19 protein-coding genes and 1 pseudogene are annotated in these 21,049 nt (G+C 72.8%); 11 read left to right on the forward strand and 9 right to left on the reverse strand.

The window, feature by feature from the left end; genetic code table 11:
• The first annotated feature begins 1 nt into the window (after position 1).
• Together EBO35_RS11310 and EBO35_RS11315 are read left to right on the forward strand one after the other, a co-directional pair.
• Complete coding sequence (locus tag EBO35_RS11310; RefSeq protein WP_122817797.1) at positions 2 to 790, forward strand: crotonase/enoyl-CoA hydratase family protein; 789 nt, start codon at positions 2 to 4, stop codon at positions 788 to 790.
• A gap of 19 nt (positions 791 to 809) precedes the next feature.
• Positions 810 to 1,712: a LysR family transcriptional regulator gene (locus EBO35_RS11315; protein WP_122817798.1), complete on the forward strand. Its 903-nt coding sequence runs from the start codon at positions 810 to 812 to the stop codon at positions 1,710 to 1,712.
• On the opposite strand, the gene EBO35_RS11320 is transcribed toward EBO35_RS11315, so the two are convergent.
• Positions 1,641 to 2,531, reverse strand: a complete 891-nt coding sequence (locus tag EBO35_RS11320) for a LysR family transcriptional regulator (RefSeq protein ID WP_164477926.1) — start codon at positions 2,529 to 2,531, stop codon at positions 1,641 to 1,643. The two genes, EBO35_RS11315 and EBO35_RS11320, sit on opposite strands and share 72 nt — an antisense overlap.
• 125 nt (positions 2,532 to 2,656) lie before the next feature.
• Between EBO35_RS11320 and EBO35_RS11325 the strand changes: the two genes are divergently transcribed.
• The 5 genes from EBO35_RS11325 (at position 2,657) to EBO35_RS11345 (ending at position 8,501) form a co-directional block, all read left to right on the forward strand.
• On the forward strand, positions 2,657 to 3,463 hold the full coding sequence (locus EBO35_RS11325; protein WP_164477927.1) for an enoyl-CoA hydratase/isomerase family protein: 807 nt from the start codon (positions 2,657 to 2,659) through the stop codon (positions 3,461 to 3,463).
• 8 nt (positions 3,464 to 3,471) lie between these two features.
• Complete coding sequence (locus EBO35_RS11330; RefSeq protein WP_241153986.1) at positions 3,472 to 5,409, forward strand: acetate--CoA ligase family protein; 1,938 nt, start codon at positions 3,472 to 3,474, stop codon at positions 5,407 to 5,409.
• Positions 5,406 to 6,635, forward strand: a complete 1,230-nt coding sequence (locus EBO35_RS11335) for an acyl-CoA dehydrogenase family protein (protein ID WP_122817802.1) — start codon at positions 5,406 to 5,408, stop codon at positions 6,633 to 6,635. The genes EBO35_RS11330 and EBO35_RS11335 overlap by 4 nt, the downstream gene beginning before the upstream one ends.
• Complete coding sequence (locus EBO35_RS11340; RefSeq protein WP_122817803.1) at positions 6,632 to 7,675, forward strand: acyl-CoA dehydrogenase family protein; 1,044 nt, start codon at positions 6,632 to 6,634, stop codon at positions 7,673 to 7,675. Before EBO35_RS11335 ends, EBO35_RS11340 begins: the two co-directional genes overlap by 4 nt.
• Positions 7,676 to 7,751: 76 nt before the next feature.
• Positions 7,752 to 8,501 carry an IclR family transcriptional regulator gene (locus EBO35_RS11345; RefSeq protein WP_164477928.1) on the forward strand — a complete coding sequence of 250 codons (750 nt, stop codon included), beginning with the start codon at positions 7,752 to 7,754 and terminating at the stop codon, positions 8,499 to 8,501.
• 82 nt (positions 8,502 to 8,583) lie between these two features.
• Here the strand turns inward: EBO35_RS11345 and EBO35_RS11350 are convergent, their stop codons facing one another.
• The 7 genes from EBO35_RS11350 to EBO35_RS11380 form a co-directional block, all read right to left on the reverse strand.
• Entirely contained in the window at positions 8,584 to 9,738 is a 1,155-nt protein-coding gene (locus tag EBO35_RS11350) for an acyl-CoA dehydrogenase family protein (RefSeq protein WP_241153661.1), read from the reverse strand.
• A 2-nt stretch (positions 9,739 to 9,740) separates the two neighbouring features.
• Positions 9,741 to 11,039 carry an acyl-CoA dehydrogenase family protein gene (locus tag EBO35_RS11355; RefSeq protein ID WP_206422541.1) on the reverse strand — a complete coding sequence of 433 codons (1,299 nt, stop codon included), beginning with the start codon at positions 11,037 to 11,039 and terminating at the stop codon, positions 9,741 to 9,743.
• Between the two features lie 62 nt (positions 11,040 to 11,101).
• Entirely contained in the window at positions 11,102 to 11,869 is a 768-nt protein-coding gene (locus EBO35_RS11360; protein WP_122817806.1) for an SDR family NAD(P)-dependent oxidoreductase, read from the reverse strand.
• A gap of 41 nt (positions 11,870 to 11,910) precedes the next feature.
• The gene (locus tag EBO35_RS11365; RefSeq protein ID WP_122817807.1) at positions 11,911 to 13,098 is read right to left on the reverse strand and encodes a thiolase family protein; all 1,188 of its coding nucleotides are present in this window, start codon (positions 13,096 to 13,098) and stop codon (positions 11,911 to 11,913) included.
• A gap of 1 nt (position 13,099) precedes the next feature.
• Positions 13,100 to 14,305 carry an acyl-CoA dehydrogenase family protein gene (locus EBO35_RS11370; protein WP_122817808.1) on the reverse strand — a complete coding sequence of 402 codons (1,206 nt, stop codon included), beginning with the start codon at positions 14,303 to 14,305 and terminating at the stop codon, positions 13,100 to 13,102.
• Between the two features lie 91 nt (positions 14,306 to 14,396).
• On the reverse strand, positions 14,397 to 15,269 hold the full coding sequence (locus tag EBO35_RS11375; RefSeq protein WP_122817809.1) for an ABC transporter permease: 873 nt from the start codon (positions 15,267 to 15,269) through the stop codon (positions 14,397 to 14,399).
• The gene (locus EBO35_RS11380) at positions 15,266 to 16,120 is read right to left on the reverse strand and encodes an ABC transporter ATP-binding protein (protein ID WP_241153987.1); all 855 of its coding nucleotides are present in this window, start codon (positions 16,118 to 16,120) and stop codon (positions 15,266 to 15,268) included. The genes EBO35_RS11375 and EBO35_RS11380 overlap by 4 nt, the downstream gene beginning before the upstream one ends.
• 115 nt (positions 16,121 to 16,235) lie before the next feature.
• On the opposite strand from EBO35_RS11380, the gene EBO35_RS11385 reads away from it, so the two are divergent.
• From EBO35_RS11385 to EBO35_RS20010, 4 genes and pseudogenes are all read left to right on the forward strand, one after another.
• The gene (locus EBO35_RS11385; protein ID WP_122817811.1) at positions 16,236 to 17,189 is read left to right on the forward strand and encodes an LLM class flavin-dependent oxidoreductase; all 954 of its coding nucleotides are present in this window, start codon (positions 16,236 to 16,238) and stop codon (positions 17,187 to 17,189) included.
• Positions 17,190 to 17,259: 70 nt separating this feature from the next.
• On the forward strand, positions 17,260 to 18,051 hold the full coding sequence (locus EBO35_RS11390; RefSeq protein WP_122817812.1) for an enoyl-CoA hydratase/isomerase family protein: 792 nt from the start codon (positions 17,260 to 17,262) through the stop codon (positions 18,049 to 18,051).
• 30 nt (positions 18,052 to 18,081) lie between these two features.
• Complete coding sequence (locus EBO35_RS11395; protein ID WP_241153662.1) at positions 18,082 to 19,230, forward strand: acyl-CoA dehydrogenase family protein; 1,149 nt, start codon at positions 18,082 to 18,084, stop codon at positions 19,228 to 19,230.
• Positions 19,231 to 19,271: 41 nt separating this feature from the next.
• Positions 19,272 to 19,445 (forward strand): annotated as a pseudogene (locus EBO35_RS20010) (LysR family transcriptional regulator); the annotation flags it as partial.
• A gap of 655 nt (positions 19,446 to 20,100) precedes the next feature.
• On the opposite strand, the gene EBO35_RS11405 reads toward EBO35_RS20010, so the two are convergent.
• Positions 20,101 to 21,033: a LysR family transcriptional regulator gene (locus EBO35_RS11405; protein ID WP_164477929.1), complete on the reverse strand. Its 933-nt coding sequence runs from the start codon at positions 21,031 to 21,033 to the stop codon at positions 20,101 to 20,103.
• Positions 21,034 to 21,049 lie beyond the last annotated feature (16 nt).

Below are 21,049 nucleotides of genomic sequence, written 5' to 3' on the forward strand. Positions count from 1 at the left end.
CATGACCGACTCCCCCGCCCCCGAGACCGCGCCTGAGGTGCTCGTGGAACAGCGCGGCTCCGTCCTGGTGCTGACCCTGAACCGACCCCAGGCCAAGAACGCGATGACCCGCACGATGTCAGAGCTTCTCGCCGCCGCCCTCGACCGGCTCGACGGCAGCGACGACCTGGCCGCAGCCGTGCTCACCGGCACCGGCGGCAGCTTCTGCGCCGGCATGGACCTGAAGGGGTTCCTCCGCGGTGAACGGCCGAGCGTCCCGGGGCGAGGCTTCGGCGGGATCACCCAGCGGCCGCCCCGCAAGCCGCTGATCGCCGCCGTCGAGGGCTGGGCCCTCGCCGGCGGCTTCGAGCTCGTGCTCGCGTGTGACCTCGTGGTGGCCTCGCGCACCGCGCGCTTCGGCATCCCGGAGGTGAAGCGCGGGCTGGTGGCCGCTGCGGGCGGGCTGTTCCGGCTGCCCGATCGCCTCCCCGAGGCGGTGGCGATGGAGCTCGCCCTGACCGGCGACCCCATCGGCGCCGAGCGCCTGCACCAGCTCGGTCTCGTCAGCCAGCTCACCGACGACGGGGAGACCCTCGACGCCGCCCTCCAGCTCGCCGAGCGGATCGCGGTCAACGGCCCGCTCGCGGTGGCGGCCAGCAAGCGGATCCTGGTCGAGTCCCGTGGCTGGGCACCCGCGGACCGGTTCGACAGCCAGCGCCCCCTGGTCGACGAGGTGTTCGCCTCGGAGGACGCCCAGGAGGGCGCCCGGGCGTTCGCCGAGAAGCGCCCGGCGCGCTGGTCAGGTCGCTGACCCCCTCTAGGGTCGACCCATGGAGGTGCACCAGCTTCGGGCGTTCCTGACCGTCCGCGACACCGGCAGCGCCACCGCCGCGGCGGCCCGGCTGGGCGTGCGACAGTCGACGGTCTCCGCCGCGATCCGCAGCCTCGAGCACGACCTGGGCGCGCAGCTGTTCCACCGGGTCGGCCGCGGCATGACGCCGACGCCGGCCGGCCGCGCCCTGGTCGGCTCGGCGCGCCGCATCCTGCGTGACTGCGACCAGGCGGCCGAGCTGCTCTCCTCGACGGGGCAGCGCGGACGCCTGGAGCTGGCCGCCCTCTCCACCGTGGTCAGCGGCCCGCTCTCCGATCAGGTGGCCCGATGGCTGGACAGCGCCCCGGGCCGCACCGTCCAGGTCCACGACCTCGCCCGGGAGGAGTCGGCCGTCGAGGTGCTGCTCAACGGCACGGCCGAGGTCGTCTGCACCCGGCTGCCCCTGGCGGTGCCGACCGACGAGCGGCTCGAGCAGATCGAGATCGGCGCCTGGGGGTGGCAGGTCGCGTTTCCCCCGGGCACCGAGCCCCCCACACAGGAATCGGCCCAGGAATCGGTCAGCATGGGCGAGCTGGCCGGTGTCCCGATGCTGCTCGTCGCACCCGGCCGGCACTCGGCCCTGGAGCGCGCCACGACCCGCACCCCGCTCACCGTGGCCGTGGTCGCCGACCAGCGCGAGGCCCGCACCTCGCTCATGCTCGCCGGAGTCGGCGCCACGATCGTCGGGCCGCGGCTGGCCGCCGAGGCGAGGGACGCCGGCGCCCCGGTCCGTGACCTCTCCCCGTCGTACGACCAGCGCGTCGGCCTCGTGTACGACGCCGAAGCGCTCTCACCCCTCGCGCGCTCGTTCGTCGATGCCGCGCTCGCCGACCACGGCCAGGAGCGCACTGCCCGCGGATGAGAGGGCCTCCGGACGCCAGACCAGGACCGGGTGCCGCCACAGCGGAGGCTCCAGGGAGTGCAGCGGCACCCCGGGCAGGACCAGCTCCGCCGTACGTCGTCCGATGAACGCCGCCACGCTCGCGTGCCGGACCAGCTCCCAGAGCATCGCCCGATGGGCGCACCGCGCCCGCACCCGTCCGCCCATCGCCGAGACGGCCTCGGCGACCGGGCCGGCAGCCTCGAGGTCCGGTACGGCGACCCCGAGGTCGAGGGCTGCAACCCCACCGCGCGGAACCGGGTCGGGCAGTGGTGCGCCCTCGCGCGGCATCACCGCCAGGACGACCTCCTCCGGGGTGAGCTCCTGGGTCGACCACTCCGCTTCCGGCGCCGGGCCGTCGACGACGCCCACCTCCGCATCCCCCGCACGCAGCAGGTCCAGCACCCCGGCGGGCGTCGCGCCGTCCTGGATCTGCACCTCCAGCCCGTGGTGGCGCCGTCGCAGCTCCGCGACCAGCTCGGTCAGCGGGTGGACCGAAAGCGTCGAGGAGGTCGCGAGCACCAGCCGCCCGACCTCGACCGCGGCCACCTGGCGCACCCGCTCCGCGGCCGCGTCCGCCTCGGCCAGGACCTGCCGGGCCAGCGCGTGCAGCCGAAGGCCCTCGGCGGTCGGCACCGCTCGCCGGCCACTCCGGTCCAGCAGCGGGACGCCGAGGCTCTCCTCCAGCTGACGCATGGCCTGGGAGAGCGAGGGTTGGCTGACGTAGAGCGCCTCGGCCGCCTGGGTGATCCCGCCCTCGGCGACCACGGCGGCGAAGTAGCGCAGCGACCGGAGGTCCATGCCCGGGAGGATACGTCCCATAGGAACCATCGATGGATGGTGCGTGAACCATGTCTTTGCGCTGGGGGGTCGCCAGCAGTGAGAGTGGTCACTCCGACCTCCCCCGCACGTCCTACGGAGCCTTCATGACTGAGCGTCACGTCACCGCCGAGAAGCAGGGCCGGGTCGGCCTGGTCTTCCTGGACCGCCCGGACCGCCGCAACTCCTACACCCCGCTGATGGCGCTGCAGCTGCAGGAGGAGCTGGTCGCGTTCGACGCCGATGAGTCGGTCGCGGTCATCGTCGTCACCGGTCGCGGGAAGCACTTCGGCGTCGGTGCGGACCTCGACATGAACTGGCGCGACGAGCGCACGCACGGCGTCGAGACCCTCAGCGAGCCCGAGAAGGCTCCGTGGAACCTGAACACCCCGATCGTCGCCGCCATCAACGGCGACGCCATCGGGGTCAGCCTCACCTGGGCCATGCAGGCCGACATCCGGGTGGTCGCCGACTCGGCGCGCCTGGCGTTCTCGTTCAACCGGGTCGGGATCATGCCCGACCGCGGCTCGACCTGGCTGCTCCCCCGCCTGGTCGGCTTCGGCGTGGCCATGGACCTGCTGCTGACCGGTCGGACCATCGACGGCACCGAGTTCGAGCGGCTCGGCCTGGCCACCCACGTGGTCGCCCCCGAGGAGGTCCTGAAGGTGGCCGTGGACCTGGCCGCCGACATGGCCGAGAAGTGCGCACCGGCGTCGATGGTGGCGACCAAGCGGCTGATGTATGAATTCCTCGAGACCCACGACCGCGTGGCGGCGTACAACCGCGAGCGCCGGACCCTGACCTGGATCCGGACCCTCGGCGAGACGCTGCGCGGCATCGCCGCGTTCAAGGAGAAGCGGCCGCCGGAGTGGGCCACCACCAAGCACCAGCAGCTTCCGGCCGAGCTGCGCTGACCGTGACGATGACCGTCCCCGACCTGGGTCCGCTGCTCTCGCCGACAAGCGTCGCCGTCATCGGCGGCACCTCACGCGAGAACGGGCTGGGCAGCCGGACGCTCCGCCACCTCGCCGACGCGGGGTACGCCGGGGAGATCCTGACCCCGGAGCCGCGTGCGGGCCTCGACCGCGACGTGGACGTGGCGCTGCTCGGCGTCCCAGCGGCCGCGACCCAGGTCGTGCTCGACCGGATCGACGGACGAGCGAAGTACGCGATCGTGTTCGCCTCGGGCTTCGAGGAGACCGGGGGCACGGCCCTGACCACCACGAAGGGCACGATCCTCCTCGGCCCGAACACCGTCGGTCTCTACCACGCCCCGGACCGCGCGCTGCTGACCTTCGCCCAGGCGTTCGACAGCCTCACCGAGTGCCGGGGCGGCAGCGGCGCGTTCCTGGTCTCGCAGAGCGGGGCCTTCGGCGCCCGGGTCGTCACCGCGGCCGCCCGCTACGGCTTCCACCTCGACGGCTTCATCGGCACCGGCAACGAGGCGCAGCTCGACGCCTGCACCCTCGCCCGCGGCGTGCTCGCCGCCGCAACCCCCCGCGTGCTGCTGCTCTACCTGGAGGGCATCCGCGACGCCGCCAACCTGCACGCCCTCCTCGCCGACGCCCAGCAGCGCGAGGTCCCCGTGGTCTGCCTGCTCGGCGGCCTGTCCGAGGCGGGCTCGACAGCCGCGGCCTCGCACACCGCGGCGGTGAGCACCGACACCGCCGTGACCCGCGCCCTGTTCGAGGCGTACGGCGCCGTCCTGGTCGGCTCCGACCGCGAGCTCGTCCTGGCCGGCCTCGGGCTGTCCCTGATGGGCCGGGGCGAAGGGCGGCGCGCCGGCATCGTCACCGGCTCGGGCGGCGCCGGCGTCGTGGCCGCGGACCTGCTGAGCAACGCCGGCCTCTACGTCCCCGTCCTGAGCAGCGAGCTGCAGCAGCAGCTGATGGCCCACCTGCCCCCGATCGCGTCGCCGCGCAACCCGGTCGACGTGACCGCCCAGACGATCGGCGACGACGCCACCCTGGAGAAGGTCTGCACCACGCTGCGCGACAGCGGCGAGATCGACCTGCTCGTGGTCATCGGCCGCGAGACCCAGGCGCTGGCCGCCGGCGCCACGACGACCGCGCACCTCCCGACCGTCGTGGCGACGCTCGACCGCGAGCCGGGCACGGTCCGGCCGCGGATCGAGGCCGGTCAGGTGGTCCTGCCCGATCTGGACTCCGCGTGCCGGGTGCTGGCCGCCTGCGCACCGTCCGCTCACCCCTCCCTGGCCGCCGTGGCGCCGGATGCCGACACGCTGGACCGGCTCCTGGCCGGCGACCCCACGGCCTCGGAGAGCCTCACCCTGGTCGCGGACGCCGGCGTCGAGGTGGCCCCCTGGGCGGCCGCGGCGACGGTGGCCGAGGTCGTCGCCCGGGGCGAGCAGCTGGGCTGGCCGGTCGTGCTCAAGTCGGATGTCGGCGCGGGGGTGCACAAGGCCCGCGCGGGCGGCGTCCGGCTCGACGTCACCGCGGCCACCGCCGCGGCGACCGCCGACCAGCTGCTGGCCGCCGGACCGACGCTGATCGTGGCCCGCCAGCTCCGCGCCTCCCTGGAGCTCTTCGCCGGCGTCCGGCGCGACCCCCAGTGGGGGCTCGTCGTGTCGGCGGGACTCGGTGGCGCGCACGTGGAGCTGCTCGACCGCACGGTCGCGATGCCGGCTGCCCTCGGCCGGGACCATTTTGCCGCCCGGCTCCGCGCCGACCTCTTCGCCCGGGTCCCGGATCGGTACGACGACCTCGCGGCCGGCCTGGCCGATGCCGCCTTCGCGCTCGTGACGCTCGCCGGCCGCACCGGGGCCGCACTGGTCGAGTGCAACCCGCTGGGCGTCGTCGACGGCGGGATCGTCGCGCTGGACGCCCGGGTGGTCCGGTGAGCGCGGCGGCACAGCTCGAGGAGCTGCTGCGCACCGTCCTCCCCGCGGCCTGGGTCGACCTGGTCGACGCCGAGGACCGGGACGCGCTGGGCGACTACCTGGCCGACCTGGCGCCGGGGACCGTCGCCGTCCTGGTCCGGACCGTGGCTGCCGACGGCTGGCTGGTGCCCGAGTGGCCCCACGAGCTCGGCGGTCGCGCGCTCGGCGCCGACGAGGCGGTCGACGTACGACGGACCCTGGCCCGCTGGCGGGTCGGCACCGTCGAGAGTGCGATCGGCACCGGCTGGGTGGGTCCGGCGATCCTGAGGTTCGCCGACGGACCCGTCGCCGGTGAGCTGCTGCCCGGCATCGCCCGCAACGAGGTGCTGTGGTGTCAGCTGTTCAGCGAGCCCGAGGCCGGCTCCGACCTGGCCTCGGTCCGCACCCGGGGCCGCCGCGACGGCGACCAGTGGCACCTGGACGGCCGCAAGGTCTGGACCAGCCGCGCCGACCGGGCGGGCTGGGGCCTCGCGGTCGCCCGCACGGACGCCTCGGTGCCGAAGCACGCCGGCCTGACCTGCTTCCTGGTCGACCTCTCCTCGCCGGGGATCCTGGTCCGGCCCATCCTGCAGATGACCGGCGACGCGGAGTTCTTCGAGGTCACGCTGGACGACGTCGTCGTCCCCGACCGCTACCGGCTCGGCGACCCCGGCCAGGGCTGGGAGGTCGTCCGGGCCGTGCTCGCCCTCGAGCGGATCGCCGGCTCCGGGGCCGGGGCGGCGACTCCCGGCTCGGTCGTCGGCCGCACCATCGACGAGCTGGTCACCGAGCAGCTGCCCGGCGCCGACCCCGTGCGCGCCGACGCGATCGTCCGGCTGTACGTCGAGTCGCAGGCGATCGCCCTCAACAACCGCCGCAACGCGATCCACCGGGCCACCGGGCTGCCCCCCGTCGCCGGCGGGACGCCGTACAACAAGGTGCTCCAGGCCGAGCACACCAAGCGGCTGCAGCGGGCGATCCTCGAGGGCGGCGCGCTGTCGACCCTCGCCCACGACCCGGGTGACCGGGCCCGCGCCTACGACGCCTGGGCGTTCCTGCGGGTGCAGCCCAAGACCATCGCCGGTGGCACCTCCGAGGTGCTGCGCGACCAGATCGCTGAACGCGGGCTCGGGATGCCACGGGGCGCCGACCCCAGCCGCAAGGTGGCCTGGCGCGAGTTCCTCGACTCCCGAGGAGGGACCTCATGAAGCTGCCGTCGTCCGAGCAGCAGGACTTCGCCGACACCGTGGCGGCCCTGCTCGAGAAGCGCGACCCGTTGGCCCCGATGCGGCACGCCGTCGGTCGCCGCACCCACGACCGCGACCTCTGGTCGGAGCTCACCGCCGCCGGGGTGCTCGAGCCGGCCGAGGCGGGCGACCTGCTCACCGCCTGCCTGGTCGCCGAGGCGCTCGGTCGCCGGGCCGCCCCGCTCCCCTACCTGGCCGCGTCCCTCGGCGCTTCCCTGGTCGCCGGCGCCGGCGGGACGCCCGACGGCCTCGTCACCATCGGCCTGCTGGGCGCCGACGGGCTCTGGTCGGCGGCTCCGCTCTCGCTGGTCGAGGGCCGGGTGAGCGGCGTGCTGCCGTTCGTCCCCGACGCCGACGCCGCCGCTGCGGTGGTCGCCCTGGTCGAGCAGCCCGCCGGCCCGCGGGCTGTCCTGATCCCGCTCCCCGGCGCCGAGGTGACGGTGCTGGAAACCCTCGACGGGACCCAGCCGCTGGCTCGGGTGCGCCTCACCGACCGGCCGGCCGAGTTGCTGCCCGCCGACGCCGCCACGGTGACCGCCGCGGTGGCGGCCACCGGCGAGCTGGCGGTCGCGCTGCACAGCGCGACCGTCCTGGGCCTGGTCGGCTGGCTCCTCGACACGACCGTCGAGTACGCCGGACAGCGGGTGCAGTTCGGCATGCCCATCGCGGCCCGCCAGGCCGTGAAGCACCACTGCGCCACGATGCTGATGAAGGTGGAGTCGATCCGGTCGATGGTCCTCGAGCTGGCCGACGTCCTCGAGAACGACTCCGATCCGGTGGCCCGGGCGAGCGCCGTCGCGACGACCAAGGCCTGGACCGCGGAGGCCGCCGAGGAGATCGCGGCCACCGCGCTCCAGCTGCACGGCGGCATCGGCTTCACCTGGGAGCACGATCTGCACCACTACTTCAAGCGGTGCACGATGGCGTCGCGTCTCCTGGGCACCGCTGCCCACCACCGCCAGGCGCTCGCCTCACTACTGGCCGGTACGACGAGGTCGTAATCTAGTTCGACTCACCGGAATCGGTGCTAGTGTTCTCTTCTTTGCGGCACCGGCCGTGACGGAGGGAGTGGGTCCTGTGGCTGAGGGATCGATAGCGCGGACGCTGCGGGTGCTCGAGGCCGTGTGCGACCACGGTCCACAGACGCTGAAGGCACTGAGCGAACGCACCGCGCTCGCGCCACCCACCCTGCTCCGGATCCTCCGGCTGATGGCCGACGAGGGGTACGTCGCCCAGGAGGCCGACCGGACCTGGCGCGGCACCATGCTCGTGTGGCGCCTGGGGTGCGCGGTCAACGCCTCGGTGGGCATCTTCGGCGTCGCCCGCGAGCACACCGACCGCCTCACCGCCAAGCTCGACGAGACGGCGGTCTACGCGGTCTACGAGCAGGGCGCCGTCACCTACGCCGCCCACTCCGAGCCCATCAAGCCGGTCCGCGCCCATGTCCGTCTCGGGCAGCGCTACGGCCTGCTCGCGGTCAGCACCGGCCAGGCGGTGCTGGCCCAGCTCGACTGGTCCTACGCCGAGCGGGCCATCGAGGAGCAGGCCGCGGCCGACGACAAGCGCGACCCCAGCCAGGTCGCACAGAAGCTGGCCGACATCCGGGCGAACGGCTACGCCTCCGGTCCCGGAGTCCGGTGGCCGGAGCTGTGGGGCTGTGCGGCACCGGTCTTCGACGCCACCGGTGTCGTCGTCGGGGCGCTCGGCGTGTCCATCCCGACCGCGCGCATCGACAACATCCGCGACGGCGTGATCGAGGCCGTGCTGGCCGAGGCCGAGCTGATGAGCCAGCGGCTGGGACGGCCGGCGCCGATCCGCGAGGCCTGAGCCTCACGAGCACAGGCACGACAAGTTGGCGCCGCCGCCGCTCCCCGGGGGAAGTCGGCGACGGCGCCCCGTCGTACGTCGCTCAGGTCAGCGACAGCGACCGGGCGACGATGCCCTTCATCACCTCGCTGGTGCCGCCGTAGATCCGGGCCACCCGCGCGTCGGCGTACATCCGGCAGATGTCCTGCTCCCAGACGTAGCCGTAGCCGCCGTGGAGCTGCAGGCAGGCGTCCGCCACCCGGCCGTGCAGCTCGGTGCAGAACAGCTTCACCTGGGCCGCGGCCACCGGGCTCAGCTCCCCGCGCTCGTGGCGGGACATGGCCTGGTCGACAAGCGCCTGGCCGGCCGCGATCTGGGTGGCCTGCTCGGCGAGCACGAACTTGGTGTTCTGGAACCCGCCGAGCTGCTGGCCGAACACGGTCCGGTCCCGGACGTAGCCACAGGTCAGGTCCAGGGCCGCGACCGCCTGGGCCTGCGAGTTGACGGCGATCGAGAGCCGCTCCTGGGCCAGGTGCGAGGAGAGGTAGCCGAACGCCTCGCCCTCGACGCCGAGCACGTTCTCCGCGGGGATCCGGACGTCGTCGAAGAACAGCTCCGTGGTGTCCTGCGCCCTCAGTCCGAGCTTCTCCAGCTTGGCGCCCCGGGTGAAGCCCGGCATCGTGGCCTCGACGACCACGATCGTGAGCCCACTGCGCCGGTTCTCCGACGTCGCGGACCGGGCCACCACCAACATCAGGTCGCTCTGGGCACCGCCGGTGATGAAGGTCTTGGCCCCGTTGAGGATCCAGTCGGTGCCGTCGCGGCGCAGCGTGCTGCGCATCCCCGCCAGGTCCGACCCGGCGCCGGGCTCGGTCATCGCGATCGACGTCATCAGCTCGCCGGAGGCCATGCCCGGCAGCCACCGCCGGCGCTGCTCCTCGGTCGCCAGCGAGAGCACGTACGGCGTGACGACGTCGGTGTGCACCCGCAGCGAGCCCATCGTGACCCGCTCGTAGGCGACCTGCTCGGTCACCACGCAGTTGAACAGGAAGCCGTCCTGGCCGCCGCCGCCGTACTCCTCGGGGATCTGGAGCCCGACCAGGCCGAGCTCGCCGGCGGCCCGGTAGACCTCGCGGTCCACCATCCCGGCCGCCTCGAACTCGGCGACCCGCGGCGCCACCTCCGTGCGGAGGAAGGCGCCGACGGTCGCGGCGAAGTCCTGGTGCTCGGGCTCGTAGACCTCTCGTCCGAGGTCCACCGTCATCGCCGCCGCTGGCTGCCACTGACGCCCAGGAGCTGGGAGCCGAGCATGTTGCGCATCACCTCGGCGGTGCCGCCGCCCATGGCCAGGCCGCGACCGTCGCGGAAGTACCGCTCCACCGGCCACCGCCGCGAGTAGCCGCGGGCGCCGTGGATCTGGATGGCCTCGTTGGTGACCCGCTGGACGGCCTCGCTGCTGAACAGCTTGGCCCGCAGGGTGTCGCCCTGGTCCGGGAACCCGTCGGCGCTGGAGCGGGCCGCACGCCACAGCAGCATCCGCGAGATGTGGACGTCCATCGCCATGTCGGCGATCTTCCACTGCAGACCCTGGTACTCGGCGAGCGGTCGGCCGAACTGCTGGCGGGCGTTGAGGTGGCCGATGCTCGCGTCCAGGGCGGCCTGGGCCAGCCCGGTGCACATCGCGGCGTTGCCGCAGCGCTCGGGGTTGAACTGGTTGACCAGGATGCTGGTCCCGCGCTTGGAGCCGACCTCGGGGAGGATCAGGACGTCCTCGGCCGCGATCCGGACGTCCTCGAAGTGCACCATCGACTCGCCCACGCCGCGGATGCCCATCTTCGGGTCGACGTGGAACTCCCCCATCCCCTCGGGATGGCCGGTGATGATGACCGCGCCGATGCCGTACGGGCCGGTGGTCCCGGCCAGGCGGGCGAAGACGATGATCGTGTCGGCCTCGCGGCCGCCGGTGATCCAGCACTTCGTGCCGGTCAGCCGGAACCCGTCGCCGTCGGGCGTCAGGGTGGCGCGGAGGTCGGTGCCGGCGCTGCCGGCGGCCGGCTCGCTCATCGCGATCGCGAAGTGGTTGGTGCCCGCGGCGACGCCGGGCAGCAGCCGCTGCTTCATCTCCTCGGTGCCGAGGACGTGGATCGCGCGCCACGGGCCGTTGAGGAACGGCTGGACCGTCATCGCGGTGCTCAGGCACGCCCGAGCCAGCTCCTCGACGACGATGCAGCCCTCCAGGAGCGACTCACCCTGGCCGCCGTACTCCCGCGGGATCGTGAGCCCGACCAGCCCGGTCTCCAGGACCGCGTCGAAGGTACGCCGGGGGAACTCCTCGGACTCGTCCCAGTGGCTGGCCATCGGGCGCAGCTCGGTGACGGCGACCTCCCGGGCGAGCTCCCGGATCTCGCGCTGGCGCGGGGTCAGCTCGGCCCACAGGCCGTCCCAGCTGATCTCGGGATCGAGACCAGCGGGGTCCCACACGTCCCGAGCGATGTCGAACATCGGCTCCTCGGTGAGGTCACCGGCATCGGTCGTCGGAAGAGAGGCGTCGACGCTCATCTGGTCCCTTTCAGCAGGGTGGAGGGGGGTGGCGGGGGTGCCGTTCAGCTCGGGTCCGCGGGTCATCGCGGGGCCATGCGGATGGCGCCGTCGAGGCGGATCGTCTCGCCGTTCAGCATTGGGTTGGACAGGACGTGGGCCGCCAGCGAGGCGAACTCGCCCGCCTCGCCCAGCCGGGCCGGGTGCGGGACGGAGGCGGCCAGCCGGTCGCGGACGTCCTCGGGCACCCGGGCCAGGATCGGGGTGTCGAAGAGCCCCGGGGCGATCGTGCACACCCGGACGTGGTTCCGGGCCAGGTCGCGCGCCGCGACGATGGTCATCCCCACGACGCCGGCCTTGGATGCGGCGTACGGGAGCTGGCCGATCTGGCCCTCCCACGCGGCGACCGACGCGGTCAGGACACAGGCCCCGCGCTCGCCGTCCGGGAGGTCCGGCAGCGCGACCATCGCCGCTGCCGCGTGCCGGAGCACGTTGAAGGTGCCGATCAGGTTGGTGCGGATGACGCCCTCGAACGCCTCGAGCGAGCCGGGCGTGCCATCCCTCTCGACGACGCGGACCGGACCGCCGCGGCCGGCGCAGTGCACCAGCGCGCGCAGCTCGCCCAGCTCCGTCGCGGCGCTGACGGCCGCCGCCACCTGCTCGCTGTCGGTCACGTCGGCTGCGACGAACCGCGCGCGGTCGCCCAGCTGCTTGGCGACCAGCTCACCGTCGCTGGTCGGGAGGTCCACCAGCACGACGTGCGCGCCGTCCTCGATCAACCGCTCGGCGGTGGCGCGACCGAGTCCCGACGCCGCTCCGGTGACCAGTGCCGCTTTGCCGCGGATATCCATCTGTGTGCCCTTCTAGTTCCGAGATGTGGAGCCGACCGCCGTCAGGCGATCCGCTCCAGCACCGTTGCGTTGGCGAGGCCGCCGGCCTCGCACATGGTCTGCAGGCCGCGGGTGCCACCGGTCTGCTCGAGGTGGTTGAGCAGGGTGACGAAGATCCGGCACCCGGAGGCGCCGAGGGGGTGGCCCAGGGCGATCGCCCCGCCGCGCGGGTTGATCCGGGTGAAGTCGACGCCGAACTCCTTGGCCCAGGCCAACGGGACCGACGCGAACGCCTCGTTGACCTCGAACGCGTCGAAGTCGTCGAGGCCGAGGCCGGTCCGCTCGAGGATCCTGCGGGTGGCCGGGATGGGGCCGGTCAGCATCATCTCGGGGTCCTCGCCGACGACCGCGGAGCCGGTGATCCGGGCCCGCGGGGTCAGGCCGAGCTGCTCGGCGCGCTCCTCGCTCATCAGGAGCACAGCGGCCGCCCCGTCGGTGAGCTGCGAGCTGTTGCCAGCCGTCACCGACCAGGCGTGCCCGGGCAGCAGGTCGGCGTACTCCTGGGACTCGAAGACCGCCCGGAGGCCGGCCAGCCCCGCCATCGAGGTGTTCGCCCGGATGGTCTCGTCCCGCGTGACCTTGGTGCCGTCCGGCAGGGTCACCGCGACGATCTCGGAGTCGAAGGCGCCGGACTCGGCCGCCCGGAGGGCCCGCTGGTGCGAGTCCACGCTGAAGCCGTCCTGCTCCTCACGGGTGATCCCCCAGGTGTGCGCCACGCGCTCGGCCGCCACTCCCTGGGGTACGAGGCGGAACCGCTTGGCGATCCCCGGACCCCACGGGTCCTGCTCGATGCGGGCGATCCCCATCGGGACCCGGCTCATCGACTCCACCCCCGCCGCGATCACGACGTCGTGGAGCCCGGTGGCGATGCCCTGGGCGGCGAACTCGATGGCCTGCTGCCCCGATCCGCACTTGCGCTCCACCGTCGTCGACGGGACGTGCACGGGGAAGCCGGCCGACAGCCACGCCATCCGACCGGGGGTCGCGGACTGCTCGCCGGCCTGGCTGACACAGCCGACGATGACGTCGCCGACGATGCCGGGGTCGATCGAGGTGCGGGACACGAGGTGGGTCAGGGTCTGCGCGAGCAGCTCGACGGGATGCAGGGAGCTGAGCGCGCCGCCCGGCTTCCCCTTGCCCATCGGCGTGCGGCAGCCGTCGACGATGACGACGTTGCGGAGCTCCGCCATGTCAGGCTCCCTTCCGCGCCGGGCGCTGGTCGAAGGAGCGGCCGAGCATCTCCGAGGCGATCCGGGTGCGCTGGATGTTGGGCGTGCCGCCGGCCAGGGCCCAGCCGTGGGCGTCGCGGTGCATCCGCTCGAGGCCGTACTCCTCGGTGTAGCCGTTCGCGCCGTGCAGCATCATGGCGAGGTCGGTGACCCGCTTGGCCATCTCGTTGGCTGCGCACTTCGCGAGCGAGACGTGCAGGGTGTTCGGCTCGCCCGCGTCGAGCTCCGCGACCGCCCGGTCGCGCAGCATCCGCGCGGAGTCGATCTGCATCAGCATGTCGGCGAGGCTCAGCTGCACGGCCTGGAACTCCGCGATCGGTCGCCCGAACTGCTCGCGCTCCTGGACGTAGGCGACGGACTTGTCGAGGGCGGCCTGGCCGAGGGCCAGGCTCATGGTCGTGTTCCCGAGCCGCTCGATGGAGAACATCGAGAACAGCTGACGGAACCCGTCCGGCGGGCGGACCACGATGTTCTCGACCGGGACCTCGACGTCGTCGAGGATGACGTCCGCCGACGGCAGCCCGCGGAAGCCCATCAGCCGCTCGCGGGCGCCGAAGGAGACGCCCTTGCGGTCCGCCTCGACGATCACCGCGCCGATGCCGCGAGCACCCGGGGTGTCGTTCATCCGGCAGTAGACGAGGTAGCGGTCGGCGTCGCCGCCGTTGGAGATCCAGCGTTTGAGGCCGCGGACCACCACCGTGTCGCCCCGGATCTCGGCGCGGGTCACCATGTCGGTGGCCGCCGAGCCGGCGTCGGGCTCGGAGATCCCGACCGCCATGGCGTTCTCCCCGGTGATCACGCCGGGCAGGAAGCGCTGCTTCTGCTCGGCCGTGCCGAGGCGGGCGAGGTGCTGGGCGGGGCCGACGTTGGCCTCGAAGACCTGGAAGGCCACGGGCGGCCAGATCTTGGCGAGCTCCTCGACGACGGTCAGCGCCTCGGCGAACGTGCCGCCGGAGCCGCCGTACTCCTCGGGCAGGGCGATGCCGAGCCAGCCGAGGGAGGCCAGGTAGCGCCGCTCCTCATGGGTGATCACGGTGCGCTCGCGGTCCCACTTCTCGACGTTCGGGGCGTAGCGCTTCTCGGCGACCTGACGGGCGACCGAGCGCAGCTCCTCGAGCGCGGCTGCGTCGACCTGGGCCGGCGCTGCCGGCGTCTGCATGGTTGTCATCGAGTCGGTTGCCTTCTCATTTCTGGAGTGCACGGTCTGCCTCGGCGCCCAGGAGGCGCGAGTTCACCGCGGGACGGGGGGGAGGGCTGGGTCAGCGGGTCTGGCCGTACTCGTTGTCGGCCCAGCGGACGAGTCGGGAGCCGAGCAGGCCCACCAGGGAGCTGAAGACGACCCCGACGATGGAGACGGTCACGACTCCGACGTACATCCGGTCGGGCACGAAGATCTGCCACGCGTGCCAGGTGTAGTAGCCGAGGCCCTCGTGGGCGTTCACGAACTCGACCGCAATGACGAGCAGCATGGCGGTGCCCGACGCCAGCTTGAGGCTGGCGACGATCTGCGGCGTGATCGCCGGCAGGACCATCCAGCGGAAGCGCTGCCCGCTCGACAGGCCGTAGGACCGCGCGACCTCGTGGTACGCAGTCGGGATCATCAGGGCGGCGGAGAGCGTGGTGAAGGCGACGATGTAGAAGGTGCCGAGCGAGATGAACACCAGCTTGGGCACCTCGCCGAGCCCGAAGATCAGCAGGAAGAGCGGCAGCAGGGCCAGCTTCGGGATGACGTACAGGGCCCGGATGATGGGCTCGAACAGCCACCGCAGCAACCGGATCTGGCTCATCATGAGCCCGGCCAGGATGCCGGCCACGGAGCCGACCAGGTAGCCGGTCAGCAGCCGGAAGATCGTGATCTGCATCTCGCCCCAGAGGAGTCCGCTGCGGATGTCCTCCCCCGCCTTGTCGGCGACCGCCGACGGCTGGCTGAAGAACCTCGCGTCGATCCAGCCGGCTCGCGCCGAGAGCTCCCAGGAGACCAGCATGCCGACGGGGATCAGCAGGGCCAGGACGATCCGGAGACGGGTGTCCCGCCGCGCCTGCTTCACCGTCGAGCGCTGCCTGGGATCCGGCCGACGCTCGACCCAGGTGCCGTTGGCGGCCGGGGTGGACCGGTCTGCTTGCATCGTCATCGCGTGCCTCTCGTCGTCTCGACGACCTCGCCGCGAAGGTCGGCCCACAGGTCCTCCTCGAGCTGGGTGAACTCGGGCGCCTTGCGTAGCTCCGCCGTACGGGGCTGGCCGAAGGGGACGTCGATGACCCGCTTCACCTTGCCCGGACGGGCCGACATCAGCGCGATCCGGTTCGACAGCAAGATGGCCTCGTCGAGGTTGTGCGTGACGAAGAAGACCGTGTAGTTGCGCTCGCGGACGATCGCCAGCAGCTCCTCCTGGAGCACCTTCCGCAGCTGGGCGTCGAGCGCGGCGAACGGCTCGTCCATCAGCAGGATCTCCGGCTCGACGACGAACGCCCGGGCCAGGGCGACGCGCTGCTTCATGCCGCCGGAGAGGTTGCCCGGCAGCGACTTCTCGAACCCGGCGAGCCCGACCCGCTCGATCCACTCCTGGGACCGGGACCGGGCCTCGCCGCGGTTCACGCCGGCAGCGTCGAGCCCGAGTCGGACATTGGCCTCCACGGTCCGCCACGGGAAGATCGAGTACTCCTGGAAGACCGGCGCCACCAGCGGACGGCTCGGGTCGTCGTGCTGGATCCGCACGGCGCCGCCGGTGGGCTGCTGGAGACCAGCGATCACCCGCAGCAGCGTGGACTTGCCGCAGCCCGACGGGCCGACGACCGAGAGGAACTCCCCCTTGCCGACCGTCAGGTCGACCTGGTCGAGGGCGACGACGTCCTCGCGCCCCTTGCGCCGGTAGCTGTACGACACCGACTCCATCGCGATCTTGTCCGGCCGCGGTACGTCGTCTCTGCTCGGCCGAGTCGTCTCGGCGGGCAAGGCCTCGGTCACGTCGGCCCCTCTCGGCATCGTCACGTTTTCGACTCTCGATTCGATTGAACGGAATCTGATTCAACTGGTATGAATCATCATCCGACCTGGCGTCGTATGTCAAGCGTCACAATCCACCGAGAACGAGGTCCCCATGCGCCTGTGCGCCAACTGGCTGCCACTCAGCACCGAGATGACCCGCGAGGTCGCGATCCGAGGCGAGGCCGCCGGCCTATGGGGCCTCGGCATCGGCGACTCGCCGCACTACGGCGAGCTCTACTCCGCCTGCACGACGGCGCTCGCCGCCACCTCGTCGCTGGTCGTGAGCACGAGCGTCACCAATCCCGTCACCCGGCACTGGTCGGTGCACGCCAGTGCCACGCGGTCCCTGCTGCAGGCCCACCCGGGTCGCTTCCGGCTCGGCGTCGGGCGAGGCGACTCGGCGGTGCACACCTTCGGGCTCCGGCCCGCGCCTCTGCGTGACCTCGAGGCCTTCGCCGTCCAGGTCTCCGACGAGGTCACGAGCTCGGGCGCCGAACCGTTCGTGCTCCTGGCGGCCAGCGGTCCGGCGACCTCCCGCGTGGCCGGGCGGGTCGCCGACGGGGTGATCGCCGGCGTGGGCGCCGACCCGGTCGCCCTGTCGATGGTCCGGGACTCCGCGGCCTCCACCCGGGCCGCCGGTCGGCCGACCGTGGAGGTCTGGGCGTCCGTGCGGCTCGCGATCGGTCGCGATGCGAGCGAGGTCGAGCAGCTGCGACGACGGCTCGTCCCCCGAGCCGTCAGCGCCTCGCACTTCGCGTTCGCGTCGACCTTCGAGGGCAAGAACGTCCCCGCTGAGCTCGCGCCGGTGCTGGCCGAGCGCTACGCCGGCTACGACTACGGGTCGCACGGACGGTCCGGCAAGACCAGCAACGCGACGATGTTCGCCGACCGCCCCGACATCGAGGACTACCTCGTCAACCGGTTCGCGGTCGTCGGCACCCGGGAGCAGTGCCGGCAACGGCTCGAGGAGATCTCCCAGCACGTCGACGGGATCTACCTCTCGCTGCTGTTCGAGGACGCCTTCGAACAGCTCACGCGGATCGGCGAGATGCTCGGAACTCCATAGGGAGTGCCCCACGGTGCCTTCCGGAATCGGACTTTGTGGCGGCCTGGGCCGGGCCCGTTCAATCAGCGTCATGGACGAGCAGCACGCGCCGGACGAGGTCCGCCTGGAGTTCGATGGGCCGATCGCGACCATCACCATCGACCGCCCGGCGGTGAAGAACGCCCTGGACGCGGCGTCCTGGGCGGTACTCGCCCAGCACCTGCACGACGTCGTCCGGGCCGGCGCCCGCGCGCTGGTCCTGACCGGAGGCGGCGGCGAGTTCTGCGCCGGCGCCGACACCTCGGCACGCCGGCGCACCGAGCTGCATCCCCTCGACCGGCTGGGCGACGTCACCCGGCCGCTCCTCGCCCTGCACGAGCTGCCGATCCCCGTGATCGCCAAGGTCGACGGCGCGGCGGTCGGAGCCGGGTTCAGCCTGGCGCTCTGCGCCGACCTCGTCGTCGCCACCGCGCGCTCGCGGTTCGGGACGGTCTTCGCCAAGCGGGGGCTCTCCCTGGACACCGGCGCGTCCTGGTTGCTCCCCCGCGCGGTCGGGCTGCAGACCGCCAAACGGCTCGCCTACCTCGCCGAGGTGATCGACGCACCCGAGGCGCACCGGCTGGGGCTCGTCACCTGGCTCGTGGAGGAGGACCAGCTCGATCCCTTCACCCACGACCTCGCGACCCGCCTGGCCGACGCCCCGCCGATCGCCCTGCGCCTGGACAAGCAGCTGCTCGAGCACTCCTACGGCCGCTCGTTCCAGGAGGCGATCCAGGCCGAGAACACCGCCCAGGTAGTCAACATCGGCACCGACTCCCCCACCGCCCGGGAGGCGCTCGCCGCCGGACGCCGTCCCGAGTTCACCGGCCGCTGGCGCGGCTGACCCCCACCTTCCCAACGCCCCGGAGGACCTGTGATCCAGTCATCGATCTACGCCGACGAGCACGAGGCGTTCCGCCAGTCCGTGCGCACCTTCCTGGACAAGGAGGTCGTGCCGCACTTCCCGGACTGGGAGGTCGCGGGCCGGGTCCCGCACGAGCTGTTCCGCAAGCTCGGCGACCTCGGCATGCTCGGTCTCCGGGTCCCGAGCGAGTACGGCGGGGGCGGGACCGACAGCTTCCTGTACTCCTCGGTGTGGTCGGAGGAGTGCGCACGCGCCGGCGTCTCCCTGGGCGGCGCCGCGACCCACATGAACCTCGTCATCCCCTACGTCGTCCGGCTCGGCACCGAGGAGCAGAAGCAACGCTGGCTGCCGGACATGGCCGCCGGGACGCGGATGGGCTCGATCGCGATGACCGAGCCGGGCACCGGCTCGGACCTGGCCGGCATCCGCACCCACGCCCGGCGCGAGGGCGAGCACTGGCGCCTGTCGGGCAGCAAGACCTTCATCACCGGGGGCATCAACGCCGACCTCGTCGTCGTCGTCGCCCGGACCAGCGAGCACGACAACCGCCGCATCGGGCTGTCGCTGTTCGTCGTCGACACGACCAGCGCCGGCTTCAGCCGGGGTCGCAACCTGGAGAAGATCGGCCTCCGCGCGACCGACACCGCGGAGCTCTTCTTCGACGACGTCATGGTCCCGGCCGACCACCTCCTCGGCGAGGAGGGGCAGGCCTTCCGCTACCTGGCCCACAACCTGGTCCAGGAGCGGCTCGGCATCGCCCTCGGCTCCCAGGTGTCGGCCGAGAAAGCGCTGCGGATCACGATCGGGTACGTCAAGGACCGCAAGGCGTTCGGCCAGCCGGTGTCCTCCTTCCAGAACACCAAGTTCGAGCTGGCCGGCTGTCACGTCGACCTGACTGCCGGACGGGCACTGCTCGACCAGGCCATGCGCGCCCACGAGGCCGGAGAGCTCACCGCCCCCGAGGCCTCGACCGTGAAGGTCTACTGCACCGAGATGCAGAACCGCGTCATCGACCGGTGCCTGCAGCTGCACGGCGGCTACGGATTCATGCGCGAGTTCGCGATCGCCCGGATGTACACCGATGCCCGCATCTCCCGCATCTACGGTGGGACCAACGAGGTCCAGCGGGTCATCATCGCCAAGTCGCTGGGCCTCTGAGCCGGCCGACCCACGGCCCCCAGCCCGGGAGGGAGCACGTCATGGAGCTGCAGCAGCTGCGCTACTTCCTCGCGGTGGCCGAGGCCGAGAGCATCAGCGGCGCCGGAACCGTGCTTGGCCTCAACCAGTCGACGATCTCGCAGTCGGTCCACTCCCTCGAGCGCGAGCTGGGCACTCCCCTGTTCCACCGCACCGCCCGCGGCATGACCCTCACCTCGGCAGGTCACACGCTGCTCGGCCCCACCCGCCGGATCCTGCGTGAGATCCGTCAGGCCGAGGCCGCCGTGTCGGCCGACCCTCGGCGCCGGCTGCCGCGCCTGGACCTCGCGGCCCTGGCGCCGGCCCTGAACGGGGGGTTCGGCGAGATCCTCGCATCGTTCCTCCGGGCGCATCCCGAGACGGTGGTGCACGTCCACGAGCTGGGCTCGGAGCAGGAGGCAGCCGAGGTCCTGGCCGCCGGCACCGCCGAGGTGGTCGCCACCCGCCTCCCGCTCGACATCGGCCGGGCCGGGGACCAGCTCGCCACCCTGCCGCTCGGCTCCTACGACGTGTTCGTCGCCTATCCGCCGGCCGACCGGTCCCTCTCGGACCCGCCGATCGTCCCGGTCTCGCACCGGTCCACCACGCTGTCCGACCTGCACGACGTGCCCCTCGTCCTGATGCCGCCGCGGCCGATCCTGTCGGCCGGGATGGAGGCGATGATCGACGAGAACGAGCCGCACCTGCGCCGTCGGGCGGTCGTCGGGCAACGCGAGACGCGGATGGCGTGGATGCTGGAGGGCATCGCCGCGACCCTGCTGGGGTCGCGGCCGGCGTCGTCCGCCGAACGTCAGGGAGCCCGCCTGGTGCCGCTCAGCGGCGCCTCCGGGTTCACGGTCGGTCTGGCCTGGGATCCGCAGACGGTGTCGCCGGTCGGTCGCCAGTTCGTGGCGGAGGCGTCCGGGGCGGCAGCGCGATCCGCAGGAGCGCGCTGGCGGCCGGGGACAGCGGCCCCGGCCGGTGCGCCAGTCCGACCCGGCGAGACAACGGCGGCTCCAGCGACCTGAGCACCGCGCCGGGCAGGAGCCGCTCGGCCACGGCACGCGGCACGAAGGTCACCACCACGTCCTGCTGCACCAGGTCCCACAGCAGCTGCCGCTGAGCGCACCGGAGCTGCGGACGACCGATCAGCGCGGCCATGGTCCGCTCGCTCTCGGTCGACACGCCGTGCTCGCGCGCCATCACCCCCGTCGGTAGGTCGGCGACCTGGCTCCGCGGCAACGGGTCCGGGAGCCCGGCCCCCGTCAGCGGGCCGGCCGCGAGCACGAGCTCCTCCTCGCCGATCTCCACGGTCTCGAGCGAGGCCTCGTGCACCGGGAGCTCGACCAGGCCGACCTCCGAGATCCCGTCGCGCAGCTCCGCGAGGACACCCCCCACGCTGCCCGGCTCCGAGACGTGAACCTGGAGGTCCGGGTGCTCCTCGAGGAGGGTGCGGACCCAGCTGGCCAGCGGATGCACCGCCAACGTCGACACGGCCGCGACACTCAGCCGGCCGGCATCGACCCGGGTCACCCGCTCGATCCGCTCGCGGGCGCCCTCGACCTCCGCAAGCACCGTTCGCGCCCGGCCCTCCAGCTCCCGGCCGGCGTCGGTGAGCACCAGCTGCCGTCCGGCGCGCTCGAAGAGGCCGACCCCGAGGCGCAGCTCCAGGGTCCGCAGCGACTGCGAGACCGACGGCTGCGCCACGAAGAGCGCCTCGGCCGCCCGCGTCACGCCACCATGGTCGATGACCGCGAGGAAGTAGCGCAGCAGCCGGAGGTCCACGCCGCGCACGGTAGTC

The organism is Nocardioides pantholopis, from assembly GCF_003710085.1.
GTDB lineage: Bacteria > Actinomycetota > Actinomycetes > Propionibacteriales > Nocardioidaceae > Nocardioides > Nocardioides pantholopis.